General features: G+C 39.4%; 9 protein-coding genes. 8 read left to right on the top strand and 1 reads right to left on the bottom strand.

All coding sequences use genetic code 11. The features are described 5' to 3' along the window. Positions 1-178 precede the first annotated feature (178 nt). The 3 genes from LQ227_RS10245 to sprA are packed head-to-tail and all read left to right on the top strand — an operon-like array spanning position 179 to position 10,296. Complete coding sequence (locus LQ227_RS10245; RefSeq protein ID WP_230146526.1) at positions 179-2,494, top strand: NADP-dependent malic enzyme; 2,316 nt, start codon at positions 179-181, stop codon at positions 2,492-2,494. Positions 2,495-2,500: 6 nt separating this feature from the next. Beyond that, the gene (ruvA, locus tag LQ227_RS10250) at positions 2,501-3,085 is read left to right on the top strand and encodes a Holliday junction branch migration protein RuvA (RefSeq protein WP_116248904.1); all 585 of its coding nucleotides are present in this window, start codon (positions 2,501-2,503) and stop codon (positions 3,083-3,085) included. A gap of 11 nt (positions 3,086-3,096) precedes the next feature. After that, complete coding sequence (sprA, locus tag LQ227_RS10255; RefSeq protein ID WP_230149261.1) at positions 3,097-10,296, top strand: cell surface protein SprA; 7,200 nt, start codon at positions 3,097-3,099, stop codon at positions 10,294-10,296. A gap of 12 nt (positions 10,297-10,308) precedes the next feature. On the opposite strand, the gene LQ227_RS10260 is transcribed toward sprA, so the two are convergent. Further along, entirely contained in the window at positions 10,309-10,725 is a 417-nt protein-coding gene (locus LQ227_RS10260) for a hypothetical protein (protein ID WP_230146528.1), read from the bottom strand. A 249-nt stretch (positions 10,726-10,974) separates the two neighbouring features. Between LQ227_RS10260 and gcvH the strand changes: the two genes are divergently transcribed. The 5 genes from gcvH to LQ227_RS10280 all read left to right on the top strand — a co-directional run bounded on the left by gcvH (position 10,975) and on the right by LQ227_RS10280 (position 17,876). Further along, positions 10,975-11,355 carry a glycine cleavage system protein GcvH gene (gene gcvH / locus LQ227_RS10265; protein ID WP_108197822.1) on the top strand — a complete coding sequence of 127 codons (381 nt, stop codon included), beginning with the start codon at positions 10,975-10,977 and terminating at the stop codon, positions 11,353-11,355. Positions 11,356-11,365: 10 nt separating this feature from the next. Beyond that, entirely contained in the window at positions 11,366-11,791 is a 426-nt protein-coding gene (locus LQ227_RS10270; protein WP_230146529.1) for a VanZ family protein, read from the top strand. A gap of 45 nt (positions 11,792-11,836) precedes the next feature. Then, positions 11,837-11,962 carry a hypothetical protein gene (locus LQ227_RS25570; RefSeq protein WP_256449931.1) on the top strand — a complete coding sequence of 42 codons (126 nt, stop codon included), beginning with the start codon at positions 11,837-11,839 and terminating at the stop codon, positions 11,960-11,962. 151 nt (positions 11,963-12,113) lie between these two features. Further along, complete coding sequence (locus tag LQ227_RS10275; protein WP_230149262.1) at positions 12,114-14,930, top strand: outer membrane beta-barrel family protein; 2,817 nt, start codon at positions 12,114-12,116, stop codon at positions 14,928-14,930. Positions 14,931-15,104: 174 nt separating this feature from the next. Continuing rightward, the gene (locus LQ227_RS10280) at positions 15,105-17,876 is read left to right on the top strand and encodes an outer membrane beta-barrel family protein (protein WP_230146650.1); all 2,772 of its coding nucleotides are present in this window, start codon (positions 15,105-15,107) and stop codon (positions 17,874-17,876) included. Positions 17,877-17,898: the final 22 nt, after the last annotated feature.

The following is a 17,898-nucleotide window of genomic DNA, read 5'->3' on the forward strand; positions in this document are numbered from 1 at the left end:
AACAGTGGTATTCATTTCTTGATCAAATATTTAAAATTCTATCAGCAATGCTTGGTTTAATCCAATTAGTGTAGCGGTAGCTTAGTGTAACGTCTTATTTAACTTTTTTGAAAGGCTTTTTATTTTATGCCTCATAAAAAGAATTGTACCTTTGCCCCCGTCACTAATAAGTTACGTAATGAGTAAGACCACTAGAAAGCAAGATGCGCTTGATTACCACTCGCAAGGCCGTCCAGGAAAGATACAAGTAGTACCCACAAAACCTACAACATCGCAAAGAGATTTAACTTTAGCGTATTCCCCTGGCGTTGCAGAGCCGTGTTTGAAGATTGCAGAAAATAAAGAAGATGTTTATAAATATACCGCAAAGGGTAACCTGGTTGCGGTAATCAGTAACGGTACAGCCGTTTTAGGCTTGGGCGATATTGGCCCGGAAGCCGGAAAACCGGTAATGGAAGGAAAAGGTTTACTTTTCAAGATATTCGCTGATATCGATGTATTCGATTTAGAGTTGGATACCAAAAATGTTGATGATTTTGTGAAAATTGTTAAGGCTTTAGAGCCAACTTTTGGTGGTGTTAACTTAGAAGATATCAAAGCCCCAGAATGTTTCGAAATTGAGCGTCGCTTAAAGGAAGAAATGAACATTCCGGTCATGCATGATGATCAACATGGTACAGCGATTATTTCGGCTGCGGCATTGTTGAACGCTTGCGAAATCTTCAAGAAAAAAATGGATAAGATCAAAATTGTAGTTAATGGTGCTGGTGCCGCTGCAATTTCTTGTACCAAACTTTATGTTTCTTTGGGTGCTAAAAAAGAGAACATCGTTATGTGCGACCGTTCTGGCGTGATCCGTAAAGATCGTGAAGTACTTGACGATATTAAAGCTGAATTTGCTACCGACAGGAAAATCAACACTTTGGCAGAAGCCATGAAAGATTCTGATGTATTTATCGGTCTTTCATCAGCAGATTGTGTTACAGCAGAAATGCTGACTTCGATGGCCAAAAACCCTATCGTTTTTGCGATGGCCAACCCTAATCCGGAGATTGCCTACGAACTGGCGATTAAAACCCGTAAAGATATTATTATGGCTACCGGCCGTTCTGATTATCCGAACCAGGTAAATAACGTTTTAGGTTTCCCTTATATTTTCCGTGGTGCGCTAGATGTTCGTGCAACAGGAATTAACGAGCCGATGAAAATCGCTGCCGTTAAAGCCATTGCAGAATTAGCTAAAAAATCTGTTCCAGAGGCTGTGAACTTAGCTTACAACGCCCGTAACCTTAAATTTGGTAAAGAATATATTATTCCAAAACCTGTAGATTTCAGGTTAATTACTGAAGTTTCTATCGCGGTTGCTAAAGCAGCAATTGAAAGTGGAGTAGCCCGTAAAACTATTACCGATTGGGATGCCTATAGCGAAGAACTGAGAAAACGCCTGGGTTTGGATGATGCCATTATGCGTGCCATCACTACCAAAGCTAAAACAGATCCAAAAAGAGTGGTATTTGCTGAAGCCGATAATTACAAGATTTTAAAGGCCGCACAGATTGTTAACGACGAGAATATCGCAATTCCGATACTTTTAGGAAATAAAGATAAAATACAGGCGATTATTGATGAGCACGGTTTAGAGTTAGAAGGTGTTGAGATTATCGATCAGATGCAGAACCCTGATAAAACCAAACAATATGCCGAGGCGCTTTATCAAAAACGTCAGCGTAAAGGGGTTTCATTAACTGATGCCACTAAATTATTGAGAGACCGTAACTACTATGGTGCATCGATGGTTGAGTTTGGCGAAGCAGATGCGATGATTTCTGGTCTGACCAAAAATTATGGATCTACCATTAAACCTGCTTTACACGTAATCGGTGTTGATCCGAGTGTAAAACGCGTTGCTGGTATGTACATGATGATGACCAAAAAAGGTCCTGTTTTCTTCGGCGATACCACCGTAAACGTAGATCCAACTGCAGAAGAGTTGGTAGATATTACTTTATTGCTTGATAAATCTGTTAAGCAGTTTAACATCAAGCCGCGTATTGCTTTATTATCATATTCGAACTTTGGTTCAAATGATGGGGTAACCCCAAATAAAGTAAGAGAAACGGTTAACCTCCTGCATAAAAATCACCCAGAGGTAATTGTGGATGGAGAGATGCAAGGAAACTTTGCCATTAACAACGAACTGCTGAAAGATAATTTTCCATTTAGCACTTTGGCCGATGCTCCTGCGAACACTTTAGTGTTCCCAAATCTGGAGTCTGGAAACATTGCATACAAATTGTTACAAGAGTTAGGCGGTGCCGAAGCGGTGGGTCCGATCTTGTTAGGATTGAATAAACCTGTTCATATTGTTCAATTAGGTAGTTCTGTACGCGAAATCGTCAATATGGTTACCATTGCTGTTGTAGATGTGCAAGCAAAAGAAGAAATTGCAACATCGAAACGAAAAGGTATATTTGGAAAAACAACTAAAAAGTAGAATTACATGTACGCCTATATTGATGGTAGATTGACATTCAAGAACCCAGCCTATGTTGTGGTTGAAGCCGGAGGTATAGGCTATCATATAAACATTTCTTTAAATACATACAGCGCTTTAGCTGATGCAGAAAGGTGTAAACTATACACCTGGCTGCATGTAAAAGAAGATGCACATACATTATACGGCTTCGCCGATGAAGGCGAACGCCGTTTATTTTTACATTTAATATCGGTATCGGGAATTGGGCCAAATACGGGCAGAATGATTTTATCATCCATCACACCTGTTGAAATCCAGACCGCAATTGTTAAAGCCGATTTGCCTCTAATTCAAAGAATTAAGGGCTTGGGAGCTAAAACCGCACAACGCCTGGTTTTAGAGCTACAGGACAAACTAAAAAAAGAAGGTGTAGATTCATTAATTTCTATGCCTCAACACAATACTGTTAAAGATGAAGCGTTATCAGCATTGGTAATGCTCGGATTCGCCAAACAAACCGCCGAAAAAACTATTGACCAGATTTTAAAAGTGACAGAGGGAACACTTTCGGTAGAGCAACTAATTAAACAAGCTTTAAAAACTTTATAGATCTACTGCCTTTGAAGAGAATATCTACATTTCTGTTTCTCATCCCTCTTTTCTTAATTGCTTCTCAAAACGCTTTCTCTCAAGTTGTTCCAAGCAAAACGGATACTATTACCCCCAAAAATAATTTTAGTTTACGTGAAAAAGAACATTTAGGACTTAGTCCGGCCGTTAATCCGTTTTATCCGGCACCTAGCAATTTAAAACGTGTTGTAGAATACGATGCCAAGAATAAACGTTATGTGGTAAAGGAATTAATTGGCGAAAAATTTGTTTTAAACACACAATACTTAACCATTGATGAATACCAGCGATTGGTTAACAGTGAGATAAAACGCGGTAACTGGCGCAGCATTTCAAATGCAGAAGTAAGTGATTACAGAAGCACTGGTATTATTCCGCAGATCCAGGTCAACAGCAAAGCTTTCGAAAAATTATTTGGTGGAACAACCATTGATATTCAGCCCCGTGGAGAGGCAGAACTCACCTTTTTAGGTCGGGTAAACAAGAATGAGAACCCGCTTTTTAACGAAAGGCAAAGGGTACAGACCAATTTCGATTTTAATCAAAGGATCCAGATGGATCTGGTTGGTAATATCGGAACCAAACTAAAAATCAAAAGTAATTACAATACCGAGGCCCAATTTGATTTCGAAAATCAGATTAAGCTCGATTATACCGGCGGACCTGATGATATTATCCAAAAAATTGAAGCAGGTAATGTAAGCTTGCCTTTAAATACCTCTTTAATTACCGGAACCCAGGCACTCTTCGGTATTAAAACACAGTTGAAATTCGGGCGTTTAAACGTAACAAGTGTTTATACTCAGCAAAAATCTCAATCACGGGAAATTAAAATTACCAATGGGGCGCAACAAAATACCACCACGGTAAATATTGATAGCTACGAGGCCAATAAACACTATTTTCTCTCACAATATTTTAGGAATAACTACAATAAAAACCTGGCCAACGCACCTATTATTACCTCTCCGATTCAGATTACCAAAATTGAGGTATGGATTACCAATAAGGCAGGTAATACCACCGACTCCAGAGATGTATTGGGTTTAATGGATTTGGGTGAAAATGTTCCTTTTAACAATAATTTAATTACCGGAGGAACTTCTGGCTTGCCGGCAGGAACTACAGCTACGGGTTTCCCGCAACAGTCAAACAACTTGATCTCGCAGTTAAATGCTTATCAGGGCGGTGCCATAAGACAGACAAATTCCAATGCCGTCCTTTCTTTCTTCCAGACAACACCTGCCAATAGCAGCAATACCGATAACTTTGCCAAACTGGTTTACGCCAGGAAATTAACGGAGCGCGAATTTACCTTTCAGCCGCAATTGGGTTATTTGTCGCTGAACAACCCATTAAATGCCGATGAGGTTTTAGCTGTTGCCTACCGCTATACCTATAACGGCGTAGAGTATCAGGTTGGTGAGTTTTCTACCGATGTTTCATTTGATGCGGCAAATCCAAAAGTACTTTATGCTAAATTGTTAAAGAACGAAACCACCAAGATCCAACTGCCAACATGGGATCTGATGATGAAAAATATTTATTCTATCGGAGGGTACCAGATCAGCAGTCAGAATTTCAAACTGGATATTTACCGTATCGATAACGAAACCGGTGTGGATAACCCGGTAATGACTGAAGGACAAAATACTGCAAATAAGCAGTGGATTGCCTTAACCGAATTTGATCGTTTGAACCAGCAAAATGAGCGCAGGCCCGATGGAGTTTTCGATTTCGTGGCCGCAAATAATGCTTTTGGTTCTTATTCTACCGCAAGCAATGCCAATCAGGCGAGTATGTTCGGCGTGGGGAGCAATGGGCAAACTTCATTGGTTACCAATACCAATTCGGGTTATATCACTATCGATCCGGCAAATGGAAGGATTATTTTTCCTGTGATTGAGCCATTTGGTAAAGATTTAGCTGCAAAGTTTTTGCCGAGCGAGCAGGCTTTGATCAATAAATATACTTTTACTGCACTTTACGATTCAACCCAAACCATCGCTAAGCAGCTGTTTCAAAACCAGAACAGGTACACTATTAAGGTAAATTACCAATCTGATATTTCTTCTGAATTTAGTTTAAATGCCATTAACGTTCCAGAAGGATCGGTAAAGGTTTTTGCCGGAACAATGCCATTAACCGAAGGGGTAGATTTTACTGTCGATTATCAGGGGGGGCGGGTAAGCATCATCAACCAGGCACTTTTGGTGTCTGGTCAGCCGATTCGTATTACTACCGAAAACAGTGAAACCTTTGGCCTTCAGCAACGATCACTTTTTGGAACCCGTTTAGATTACCGTGTAAACAATAAACTAAATCTGGGTGGTACCATTATGAATCTAACCGAGAAACCTTTAACCCAAAAGGTAAACATCGGCGAAGAGCCTATTTCAAATACCATTTGGGGAGCAGATATTAACTACAGCTCTCCATCAAGATTTTTAACAAAACTGGTTGATAAACTTCCGTTCATTTCAACCAAAGCACCTTCGAGTGTAACGTTTTATGGAGAGTTTGCGCAATTGATCCCTGGGCATCCAAGAGCGCTGAATTTTGCCGGCAGTAAAAATGGAGTAAGTTATTTAGATGATTTCGAAGCATCCAGATCGGTAATCGATTTAAAGAGTGCCATTGCCTGGCAGCTGTCAGGTACGCCACAGCTTTTCTCAGAGTTTGATAAATCCAACGACTTATCTTATGGTTACAATCGGGCAAGAATTGCATTTTATAACATCGACCCAACTTTTTATAATTCGGCGGCATCTACCACTCCGTCCAATATCAGAGGCAACCGGGGAGAACTTTCCAATCACTATGTGAGGGAGGTAATTGAGCAGGAGGTTTTTCCGTTTAAAGAAACGGCAACCGGGCAGGCCTTAAACATTACCACTTTTGATGTGGCTTATTATCCAACTGTTAGGGGGCCATATAACTTTCGTTCAACAGATTTTAGGCCCGATGGAACATTATTGCAACCTAAAAATAATTGGGGAGGTTTCCAACGAAAAATCGAAACCAACGATTTTGAAGCCTTAAATGTGGGCTTTATTGAGTTTTGGGTAATGGATCCGTTTATCTATAAACCAAATTCTGCCGGTGGCGACATGTATTTTAACCTGGGGAATATCTCAGAAGATATTCTTAAGGATGGCCGGAAATCGTTAGAAAACGGTCTGCCAGCCACAAACGACCCAAGCAAATACGAAGAAACTGCTTGGGGCCGTGTACCCAAATTGCAACCCGTTGTACAGGCTTTCGATAACAATGCCGGTTCGCGTAGGGCACAGGATGTAGGTTTGGATGGATTATCAGATGCTGATGAAAAAGTAAAATTTGCTGCGGCAATTACGCAGATTAAATCGCAGTTAAATGCCACCGCTTCTGCCGCGCTTGATGCCGATCCATCATCAGATAATTATACTTATTTCAGAGGTCCGGCATTAGATCAGATCAACGCGGGTATTCTTAAACGCTACGAAAAATATAATGGAACGGAAGGAAACTCTAAAACTTCGCAACAGTCGCAAGAAGAATTAGGACTTGAAAATTCTGCATCTACTTCTTTACCCGACGGGGAAGACATCAACCGCGATAATAACATGACGCAAAGTGATGAGTATTTTCAGTATAAAGTTTCGATCCGCCCGGGAGATTTAAATGTTGGTCAGAACTTTATTACCGATAAGGTTACCTCGCAGGTAAAATTGGCCAATGGAAATACCCAGGCCGTTTCATGGTATCAATTCAGAATCCCGATCGGTCAGTACCAGGAGAAAGTAGGTGGGATCCAGGATTTTAAATCAATCCGTTTCTTCAGGATGTTTATGACCAATTTCGCTGATACTGCCGTGATGCGTTTTGCAAAGTTGCAGTTAATCCGTGGGGAGTGGAGAGAGTATAATGCGTCCAACCAAGCTGCACAGGTAATCGTTGATCCATCGTTGCCTGCACTTACTCCTGATAATTCGACTATTGAAGTTTCCACAGTAAACATCGAAGAAAATGGAAAACGTTCACCGATTCCATATGTTACCCCTCCGGGCATTCTTCGCGAGCGCGACTATAGCAACTATCGTGGCGATACACGTTTAAATGAGCAATCGCTATCGGTTATTGTAAAATCGTTAAGAGATGGCTATGGTAGAGCTGCATTTAAAACAGCCTACAGCGATTTCAGATCTTACAAACATTTGGAAATGTTTATTCATGCCGAGGCTGTTAATAACCAAATATTAAATGATAATGACGTTGCCGCATTCTTAAGAATCGGAACCGATAACCAGGATAACTATTATGAATATGTAATCCCCTTAAAGGTAACCAATCCAGGTACAAGCGATCCTGATGCCATTTGGCCGGAAGCCAATAGAATGGATATTGATTTAACACTTTTCCAAAATGCCAAGCTTGCCCGTAACGTAGCTAAACAAGCCAACGGACAACCATGGCCTACAAATGTCCCATTTACCTATACCGACGGAAATAGAACCATTATAGTTAAAGGGCAACCTGATATGAGCAAGGTTAGGGTGTATATGGTAGGAATTAAAAATCCGCTCCGTGCTGCCAGTGATGAACAGAACGATGATGGCCTTGATAAAAATGCACTGGTTTGGTTTAACGAATTGAGGTTAACTGAATTTGACGAAAAAGGCGGTTGGGCAGCTACAGGAAGATTGAACTTAAAATTGGCTGATTTTGCAGATGTAAATATTTCCGGAAGTAAATCTACCATCGGTTTCGGATCTATCGATTCGAAAGTGAGCGAACGGAACCGTGCAGATAATGTATTGCTTGATGTTTCTTCTGCCATGGAATTAGGTAAGTTTCTGCCGCAAAAATCGGGTGTGAAAATCCCGATGTTTGTGAGTTACTCTAAACAGGTTTCTACCCCGCAGTATAATCCGAGAACGCCAGATATTGAGCTCAAAAATGCGCTCGAGCAGTCGACAAAAGAACAGAAAGATTCGATTTTAAACTTTGCACAGGATTATACCGTTAGAAGAGGCATAAACTTTACAAACGTTAGAAAAGAACGGACCAATAACAGTAAACCTGTAAGGCTATGGGATATTGAGAATTTTGCCGCAAGTTATGCTTATACCCAATACAATCATCGCGATTTTATTAATCAGAGCAGTATTCAGAATACCTATAGGGCATCGTTACAGTATAGTTATTCTAAAGAAGCCAAAACAATAGCGCCGTTTGAAAAGATTATTAAATCGAACATGCTGGCTTTATTGAAGGATTTTAACTTCAGTATTTTTCCAAGTGCCATTAATTTCAGAATTGATGTAGACCGTTTATATTCAGAAAATACCTTGCGGAATAACGATCCAAATAATACGATTGGGGTTTACCAGAGTGGTTATGGTACCACCTTTAACAAAAACTTTACCATGAGCAGGATTTATGGTGTCGCCTGGAACCTTACCCGTTCGTTACAGTTAGATTTTAATGCCACAAATTATTCGATCATTGATGAACCGGATGGAAGACTTGACGGTTTAAAACGCGATACCGTTTGGCAAAACTTAAAACGTTTAGGACGCACAACCGATTATAACCATAATTTAAACGTTACCTATAATCTGCCAATTGATAAAATACCAGGACTAAACTGGATTACCGTTAAAACCCGTTATGGTACAAACTTTAACTGGCAAACTGAGCCGCTTTCTACTTTACGCGATCCGAATATTAATTTGGGTAACACGGTACAGAACAGCAGAACGGTACAGGTAAATCCAACCTTAAACCTAACTACATTATACAACAAGTTTGGTTTTATCAGAAAGGCGGGCAACGACCAGGAAGGAAGTGGTGCTAAGACATTTTTTATTAATCTATTAACGAGTGTAAAAAACGTTAATGCCAGCTTTGTACAAACCAAAGGTATTTTCTTGCCGGGCTATCTGCCAACCACCAAGTATTTTGGTATCGATAATGCAACGGGGGCACCCGGCTTGGGTTTTGCTTTCGGCAGTCAGCGTGATATTCGCGATATGGCCTTAAACAATGGATGGCTCACCACCGATACCTTGCAGAACCAATTGTATGTAAATACACTTAGAGAAGATTTTCAGCTTACCGGGCAGGTAGAGCCGTTTAAAGATTTACGGATTACGCTAAAGGCCAATAAGGCGCAAACAAGAAACTTTTCTACCAATTTCAGGTATGTAGCCAGTGTATCATCGTTCGAAAACTTAAGTGCCATTACCACGGGCGATTATAGTGTATCGTATATTGCTTTGGGGACGGCTTTCAAAGAAAATAACTCAACGGTAATTTCGGGTCTGTTTAACCAGTTTATGGCCAATAGGATTATTATTTCCAGAAGATTGGGTGCTCAGAATCCAAATTCGGGAGGCGTAAACGGCAGTTATGCCGATGGTTACGGTAAAGAAAGCCAGGATGTAATTATCTCTGCTTTTATGGCTGCTTATTCAGGCAAAGATGCTGGGAAAACGAAAATGAATGCTTTCCCTAAAATTCCACTTCCAAACTGGAGTTTAACCTATAGCGGTTTAACACGTATTCCTTTTATCGCCGATAAGTTTTCGTCTGTTGATATCAGACACGGCTATCGTTCTGCCTACAACATTAATGGCTTTAACTCATTGTTGCGTTATCAGGAAACCAATGGTGCGGTTAGCAGTAGAGACGTAAATAATAACTTTTTACCGGAATACCAGTTTGCCCAGGTAACCATTTCTGAATATTTTTCTCCGTTGGTTGGCGTTGATACCAGGTTTAAAAACAACCTGACTGCTTCTTTCGAATTAAACCGTTCACGTTTATTGGGATTAAGTTTATCAAACAGCCAATTGGCACAGCTATCAGAAAACAATATGGTTTTAGGATTGGGCTATCGTACCAATAAATTCCGCTTCCCATTTGGATGGTTTAAAAGCCTGAAAATGGATAACAACATGGATTTCAAATTGGATGTAGCTATCCGCGATAATAAAACCGTTATTTACCGTGCCGATGTTACCGAAGCCGAAGTTTCTTCAGGAGCGAAGAACATTACCTTAAGGCCAAGTGTGGATTATGTGTTGAATCAGAAATTTAATATCAAATTGTTTTACGATTCGAATATTACCAAGCCTTATACTTCTCAAACGTTTAATACTTCATTCAGTAATTTCGGATTTAGTTTAAGGTTTACGCTGAATTAATAAGTAAGTTGCTTAGGCAGGTAAAGGCTTGTCCTTTTGTGACGAGAATATGCTGCTAAATACATATGCCGTTAAGAACATAGGGGCATAGCTAAATAATAAATGATCAAAAGTCATCAGGTAAGTGCTTCCACTGGCGATTAGATAAAAGAGGAAGATCACAATCGAGTGGGCCACTGGCCTATCGTTGACAAATCTTTTATAACCTATTTTTGTAATCAGGTATCCACTTAACATGATCAATGCAGCGAGTATAGCTACAAAGATAAATACATGATTGAAAGAAAGGCTAAAATTAAACATCCAGTTCGGTGGGTTGATGAGCCTGATCAATCCGATATAGGCAAATCCAATTGCCATTGTTACCGGAACAGAAACAACTAGAGTGGCGAGACATACTTTTAAAGTATAAATTTGTGCAGGTTTCATGTTTGAGTGTTAATTTGTTAGGTGAATATAAAGATTTTTACTGAATCTGTTCATCTGTACAATTGCCAATTCGAAGCTGTGCGCGAAAAAAGCAAGATCAAACCTTTTACGATAAGTTAATTCACCAGGCATTGCGATATGTTAAACTAAATTGTATTTTTGGCAGGTAAACGCTGGGAAACGTTTTATCCATACAAGCTTAATAAAAAAAGAAAATTAAAATAACTTATATTCATAACTTACAAAACCATGAATTTTCCATCAGAATTAAAATACACTAAAGACCACGAGTGGGTTAAAGTTGAAGGTAACGAAGCTATTATCGGTGTTACTGATTTCGCTCAGCGCGAATTAGGTGATATTGTTTATGTTGATATCAATACTGTAGGCAGCGAAGTAGCAAAAGAAGAAGTTTTTGGTACTGTTGAAGCTGTTAAAACTGTTTCTGATTTATATATGCCAGTTACTGGTACAGTATTAGAAGTTAATGCTGAATTAAACGACAATCCGGAATTGGTAAACTCTGACCCTTATGGAAAAGGTTGGATGGTAAAAGTATCTTTGGCTGATTTAGCTGAAGTAGAAGATTTATTAACTGCAGAAGCATACCAGGAATTGGTAGGCGCTTAATTATTATATTTTGTACAAAGCACTGAAACAACAAAAATGGGCCGTTCTATGGACCATCGTAGTTTTAGTGCTTTGTAATATGGAGATTTCCGATTCTGTAGGTGGAAGCGGTTTTTTCTTTAAAGGCTTTGATAAAATGACCCATATGGGTTTTTTCTTTGTCTTATCGGTATTACTCTTCTACGGGAAAATAAGATATCAGCATACCTTCGCTTTCAGAACATTAACCATTTTTAAGATCTTGCTCATCAATGCGGTACTTGGAGGCGGAATTGAACTGTTACAATGGAAAGTTTTTACCTACCGGTCTGCAGAATGGTGGGATTTTGGCTGCGACATGTTAGGCGCATCAATGGCAGTTTTTAGTTATGTATTGCTTCATAAATTAAATTTCAATGAAACCATGACGAATACACCGCTTACCAAAAACAATTAATCTATTCGGAATAGCTTCATTGCAATTGAAAATAAAATAAAATCAATGAAAACGAAAGTTAGTATCATCTGTGTAATTGTGGCCATATGTTTAAGTGGATGCAGTATTTTTAAAAAGAACTGTAACTGCCCAAAAGTGTATTACAAAACTTATCCTTCACCGCAAAAATAATCCCACTTCCGATCCGATTTCCTTTTAGATCTGATCGCCTTGCTAAAAGCTGTATTTAAAATGTTACCAAGCTTTTAACACACCTTAACAAACCTTTGCGCCTTTCCCTAGTCTGATAGCTTAGTTTTGTATTATAATATCTAATTTTTTGATGAAAAAAAACGTTCAGCGGGCAATATTCATTGTGCTCCTATTTTGTGGATATATTGCCCAGGCTCAAAATACTGGCTCAATAAGCGGTAAAGTAATTAACGCGAAAGATAAGAAGCCGGTTGACTTTGCTACAATAGCAGTTAAGAGCTTAAAAGATTCGAGTGTTGTTGCTTCAGGGCAAACCAATCCGGATGGATCTTTTAGTTTTAAGGGCATTGCCCCAGGTAAATATAGAATCTACTCCGCCTTTTTAGGTTTAAAAACAGCTACTAAAGATATAGAAGTGAATAAAGTAGCAGTAAATGCCGGCGAAATTGCCATGAGCGACGATGGCGTTGATTTAAAAGATGTTAACGTTACCGCAACCATTCCAATTGTGGTAAAAAAAGATACCATTGAATTTGATGCCAAATCGATCAAGGTACGCGAAAATGCTGTTGTAGAAGATTTATTAAAGAAAGTACCGGGCGTAGAGGTAGCAAAAGATGGAAGTATTAAAGCCCAGGGCGAAACCATTACCAAAGTAAAGGTTGATGGTAAAGAATTTTTCGGAAACGACCCCTTATTGGCTACAAAGAATCTTCCTGCCGATATGGTTGATAAAATTCAGGTAATTGACGAGCTTTCTGAGCAGGCCCAGTTTACCGGTATTGATGACGGAACAAGAAATAAAATCCTGAACATTACAACCAAAAGCGGCATGAAACATGGTTATTTTGGAAACAGTACGGTAGGTTACGGTTCCAATGACCGTTATGATGCAAGTTTGAATGTAAATAAGTTTGATGAGGATAGACAGATCAGTTTTATCGGTCAGTTTAATAATGTGAACAAACAGAACTTTGGTCAGGGCGGTGGTGTAGGCAACGGATTTGGAGGCGGTGGTGGTCGTGGAGGCGGCGGTTTTGGCGGTGGTGGAGGCGGAAGTAGCGCTGGTGGAAATGGTGGTATCACCAATACAAATGCAGCTGGTTTAAACTTTGCCGATACCTATAAAGATGGGACCCAGTTTCAGGCCAGTTATTTCTTTAACAAAGCAACATCCGAACTGTTGCAGAATTCGCACACACAAAATCTTTTAGGTACAGGAACAACCGATATTAATCAGAAATTAAATAATACTACAGATCGGATCAACCATCGTTTCAATTTTATGGTTGATACTAAAATAGACCCTTCGTTATCGATCAAGATTCAACCCAATGTAACCTATACCGAAACTGATGGGAACAGCGTTACAGACTATACCCGTAATTTTATAACTTCATTAACAGAAGGTTTACAGCGGAACACGACAACTGCAGCTACGCCCGCGTTTAGCAATAATTTATTAGTAAGAAAAAGTTTTAAACGTAGAGGTCGTACCCTTTCGTTAAACGTTAGTACCAGTATTAATGATAATAATGGTACGAATCTTAACTATAGAGATGAAACGATTACCACTGGTGCTTCAAAGAGAGATTCATTAACCAACCAGTTGAATAATACAAGCAGTCATTCGATTAATAATACGACACGATTAGTTTATACTGAGCCCTTAAATAAAACCTTAAGCGTAGAATTTAATTATCAGAATGGATATTCAAATAGCGATTCGCAAAGAGATGTTCTTAATTACAATCCTTTAACTTTGCAGTATGACCTTGTAGACAATACTTTCTCGAACATTTATAATAACCGTACCCTTACCAATGCGGCAGGCGTTAGTTTAACAACAACGGAGAAAAAGTACAACTGGAATATTGGAGTAGCTGCACAGCAAACCAATAGGGTGAACACGAATTTAACTACTGGCTTAAAGCGTACGCAGAATTTTATTAATATTACCCCTTCTGCGCAGTTCAGGTATAACTTTAGCAACCGTAAACGCTTGTTTATTAATTATCGTGGTTCTACCACTCAACCAAGCATCGACCAGATTCAGCCAATTCCTGATAATACAAATTCGCAAACTATTTATGTGGGTAACCCAGCTTTAAAACCTTCTTTCAATAACCAGTTGAGGATTAATTTCAATAACTTCAATATTGAAAACGGCAGATTCTTTTTTGCTGGCTTAAATTTGACCCAAACTTTCAACAGTATCGGTAACAGTGTTGCACAGCTGCCTAGTGGTATTCAACAGGTGAGTTATGTTAATGTTGATGGCGTTTATGCAGGTAATGCCAATGCAACATGGTCTTTACCTTTAATGGCAGAGCGTAAATTAACCTTAAATATATCAGGTAATGGAGCTTATAACAGGAATGTAAATTACATTGTTCCACAGGGCGGTACCACATCAGTTAAAAACATTACCAATACGTATACCATTTCCAACGGTTATAAACTGGTTACCAACGTTGATAAATTTGATTTAACGGGTGGTATCACCGGTAGCTATACCAATTCATCCTTTTCAGCTCAGCAATCTGCCAATACACAGTTTTACACCATTAATCCAAGCTTTGATGTAAGTTATGTATTGCCAGCCAATATCAGGTTAGCCATAGATATTGATTATTTTAGAAATTTTGGTGGTGGCGATCTGTATAACCAGGAATATACTCTCCTTAATCCATACATCAGCCGCCAGTTCTTTAAAAACAGAGGCACATTTAAATTCTCTGTTAATGATGCACTTAACCAGAATACAGGAGTAAGCAGAACAGCTACAGGCACATCAATCCAGGATGTTAACTTTAATGTGTTAAAACGCTATTATATGTTGTCATTCACTTATTCGTTAACCCGTATTGGTGGCAGAACAATGAGTGGAGATATGCAGATGCCAGGTCAACGCGGTGGCGGTGGCGGCCAGCGCATAAGAATGTAAAGTATAGTGCTTAAAATAATGAGAGTCCTGATGAAAATCGGGACTTTTCTTTTTATGTCCATTTCGTTTCCATATTAAATGTGTGATTGACATTTATGTATTTCAAATGTTACCTAAGTAAAATAAACCTTTATAAAAGTCGCTAGTCTCTATGCTATAAACCAAACTAACCGAATGAAACAAATTTTTACGCTCCTACTTATTTTATCATCTTTTTATGCTTACGCTCAGAAAACGGGTTCAGTTAGCGGACGGGTTATTCAATCAAAAGATAAAAAACCAATTGATTACGCCTCTATAGCAGTTAAAAACTTAACCGATTCTAGTATGGTTGGTGCAGTGAGTACCGCCGAGGATGGAAAATTTGTTTTCAAAAACTTAAATCCGGGTACTTATAGGCTTTATGCGGCATTTTTAGGCTTAAAGAATATTACAAAGGATTTTACAATCGCTGCAGACAAAACAGATGTAGCCTTGGGCGATATTGTTTTAGAGGGTGGTGCAATAGACCTTCAAACGGTTGATATTAAAGCCGAAATTCCCCCAATTGTAGTAAAAAAGGATACGCTCGAGTTTAATGCAAGCTCGTTTAAAGTGGTAGAGAATGCTGTAGTTGAGGATCTGTTAAAGAAATTGCCAGGAGTAGAGGTAGATAAGGCCGGAACGGTGAAAGCGCAGGGCGAAACCATTACAAAAGTTAAGGTAGATGGTAAAGAGTTTTTTGGGAACGATCCTTTATTGGCCACTAAAAATCTTCCGGCCGATATGATCGATAAAATTCAGATTATTGATGAACTGTCAGATCAGGCACAGTTTACCGGAATCGATGATGGTTCGAGAACCAAGATCATTAATATCACCACCAGAAAGGATAAGAAAAATGGTTATTTCGGAAACAGTTCTGGAGGTTATGGTTCTAACGACCGTTACGATGTAAATGCGAACATTAACCATTTTAACCAGGACAAACGCTTAAGTATAATTGCACAGTTCAACAATGTAAACAAACAAAACTTTGGCGGCGGCTTGGGTGGGGGCAATGGCGGCAGTAACGGTGGCCGGGGAGGGATTACCGACACCAAAGCTGGCGGGTTTAATTTTTCAGATGAGTATGCCGATCAAACCGAAATCAGCCTGAGTTATTTCGTTAATAAATCTGATAACCTTATTCTGTCGAACAGTGTCAGGCAAAATTTATTGGGAAATGAAACCACCGTTTTTAAAAATGATCAGATCAATAATTCCGATCGGTTAAATCACCGCTTAAACTTTATGGTAGATACTAAACTCGATTCATTAACCTCACTTCGGATACAGCCAAATTTAAGTTATACCGATAACGAGAGCTTAAACAGCAGCACCTACACCCGCGATTTTAATAAGTATATGATTACCGGAACCCAAGCGTTAAGAAATCATAATACCACGCCATCCATTAGCAACAACATTTTATTGCGTAAAAAATTTATGCGGAGGGGAAGAACGCTATCTCTGAATTTAAACACCAACATCAACAATAACGATGCTGATAATTACAATACCAATCCCGAAACCAGAAAAGAAAACGGAACTACCACTCAAAAAACGACCGATCAGTTTAACGATCAGGAGAGCGAGTCCATCAATCAGAATACAAGATTGGTATATACCGAACCCCTGGATAAAACCTTGAGCCTGGAGTTTAATTACCAGAACGGTTATAACCACAATACATCCGATCGTTTTACCTATAATTTCAATCCAGCTACCTTACAATACGATCTGTTGGATGAAACCTTTAGTAATGCCTACGAAAATACCATTTTAACCAACTCGGCGGGTTTTAGCTTTAATAAAATGGCGAAAAAATACAACTGGAATGTGGGGATGGCGGTTCAGAATACTGATCGCACAAATAACAATATCAGTAAGGGATTTGTACTCAAGCAGAACGTTTTCAACTATACACCCTCGGCCATGTTCAGGTATAATTTTAGCAACAGCAAACGCCTGGTGTTTAACTATAGGGGCAGCACAAACCAGCCAAGCATTCAGCAGTTGCAGCCAATCCGGAACAATACCAACACGCAAAGTATCCCCGTTGGTAACCCCGATCTGAAACCCGAATTTAACAACACCCTTCGCGTAGCCTACAATACATTTACTGTCGGAAAAAACAGGTCGTTATTCGTGAATTTAAACCTGACGCAAACTGCAAACCGGATTGCGAATAGCAGTAGCTTAATTCAAAGTGGCGAAGACCAGGGAAAACTGGCTATTACTCCGGTGAATGTAAACGGTGTTTACTCGGGGTCTATTTCCTCTTCATTAAGTTTGCCGATTATGGCAGAGAATAAGCTGAATTTCCATATCAATGTCAGTGGAAGTTATGATAGGGATGTAAACTTTACCAACGCTTTAAAAAATATTACCAATAGCTGGTCTATTACCAATGGTTACCGCTTGGTTTCCAATTTAGATAAGCTCGATTTAACAGCTGGTTTAAACGGTTCGATTAACCGTGCAACTTACTCGGTTCAACCTAATTCTAATACGCGTTATTATACCTTTAGTCCAAATGTGAGTGTAAGTTATTTATTCCCTGGTAATATCCGTTGGGCAATAGATGCCGATTATAACCAGAATACCGGAAGGGGAGAGGGTTTTGATACGCATTTTACCTTGGTTAATTCTTACATCAGCAAACAGTTTTTCAAAAACAGGGGGACTTTTAAAGCGGCAGTAAACGATCTGTTGAACGAAAACCAGGGCGTAAGCCGTACGGCCAATAACAACACCATCCAGGATGTAAGTTATAATGTTCTGCAGCGTTATTTTATGTTTTCGTTTACCTATTCACTTAATCGCATGGGCGGTAAAAACCGCATCAGAGGAGGCGAAGAGGGAGGCAGGAACCGTAGAGGTAACGGTGGTGGCGGCTTTGGTGGGGGCAGACAGCGGAACTAGATCATTTTAGGGTAAAGCTGTG

This window comes from Pedobacter sp. Bi27, from assembly GCF_918698255.1.
GTDB lineage: Bacteria > Bacteroidota > Bacteroidia > Sphingobacteriales > Sphingobacteriaceae > Pedobacter.

Excerpts from the sequence above, each read along its gene's own strand:
- LQ227_RS10245 (WP_230146526.1), top strand. The coding sequence starts at position 179 with ATGAGTAAGACCACTAGAAAGCAAGATGCGCTTGATTACCACTCGCAA.
- ruvA (WP_116248904.1), top strand. The coding sequence starts at position 2,501 with ATGTACGCCTATATTGATGGTAGATTGACATTCAAGAACCCAGCCTAT.
- LQ227_RS10260 (WP_230146528.1), bottom strand. The coding sequence starts at position 10,725 with ATGAAACCTGCACAAATTTATACTTTAAAAGTATGTCTCGCCACTCTA.
- gcvH (WP_108197822.1), top strand. The coding sequence starts at position 10,975 with ATGAATTTTCCATCAGAATTAAAATACACTAAAGACCACGAGTGGGTT.
- LQ227_RS25570 (WP_256449931.1), top strand. The coding sequence starts at position 11,837 with ATGAAAACGAAAGTTAGTATCATCTGTGTAATTGTGGCCATATGTTTA.
- LQ227_RS10275 (WP_230149262.1), top strand. The coding sequence starts at position 12,114 with ATGAAAAAAAACGTTCAGCGGGCAATATTCATTGTGCTCCTATTTTGT.
- LQ227_RS10280 (WP_230146650.1), top strand. The coding sequence starts at position 15,105 with ATGAAACAAATTTTTACGCTCCTACTTATTTTATCATCTTTTTATGCT.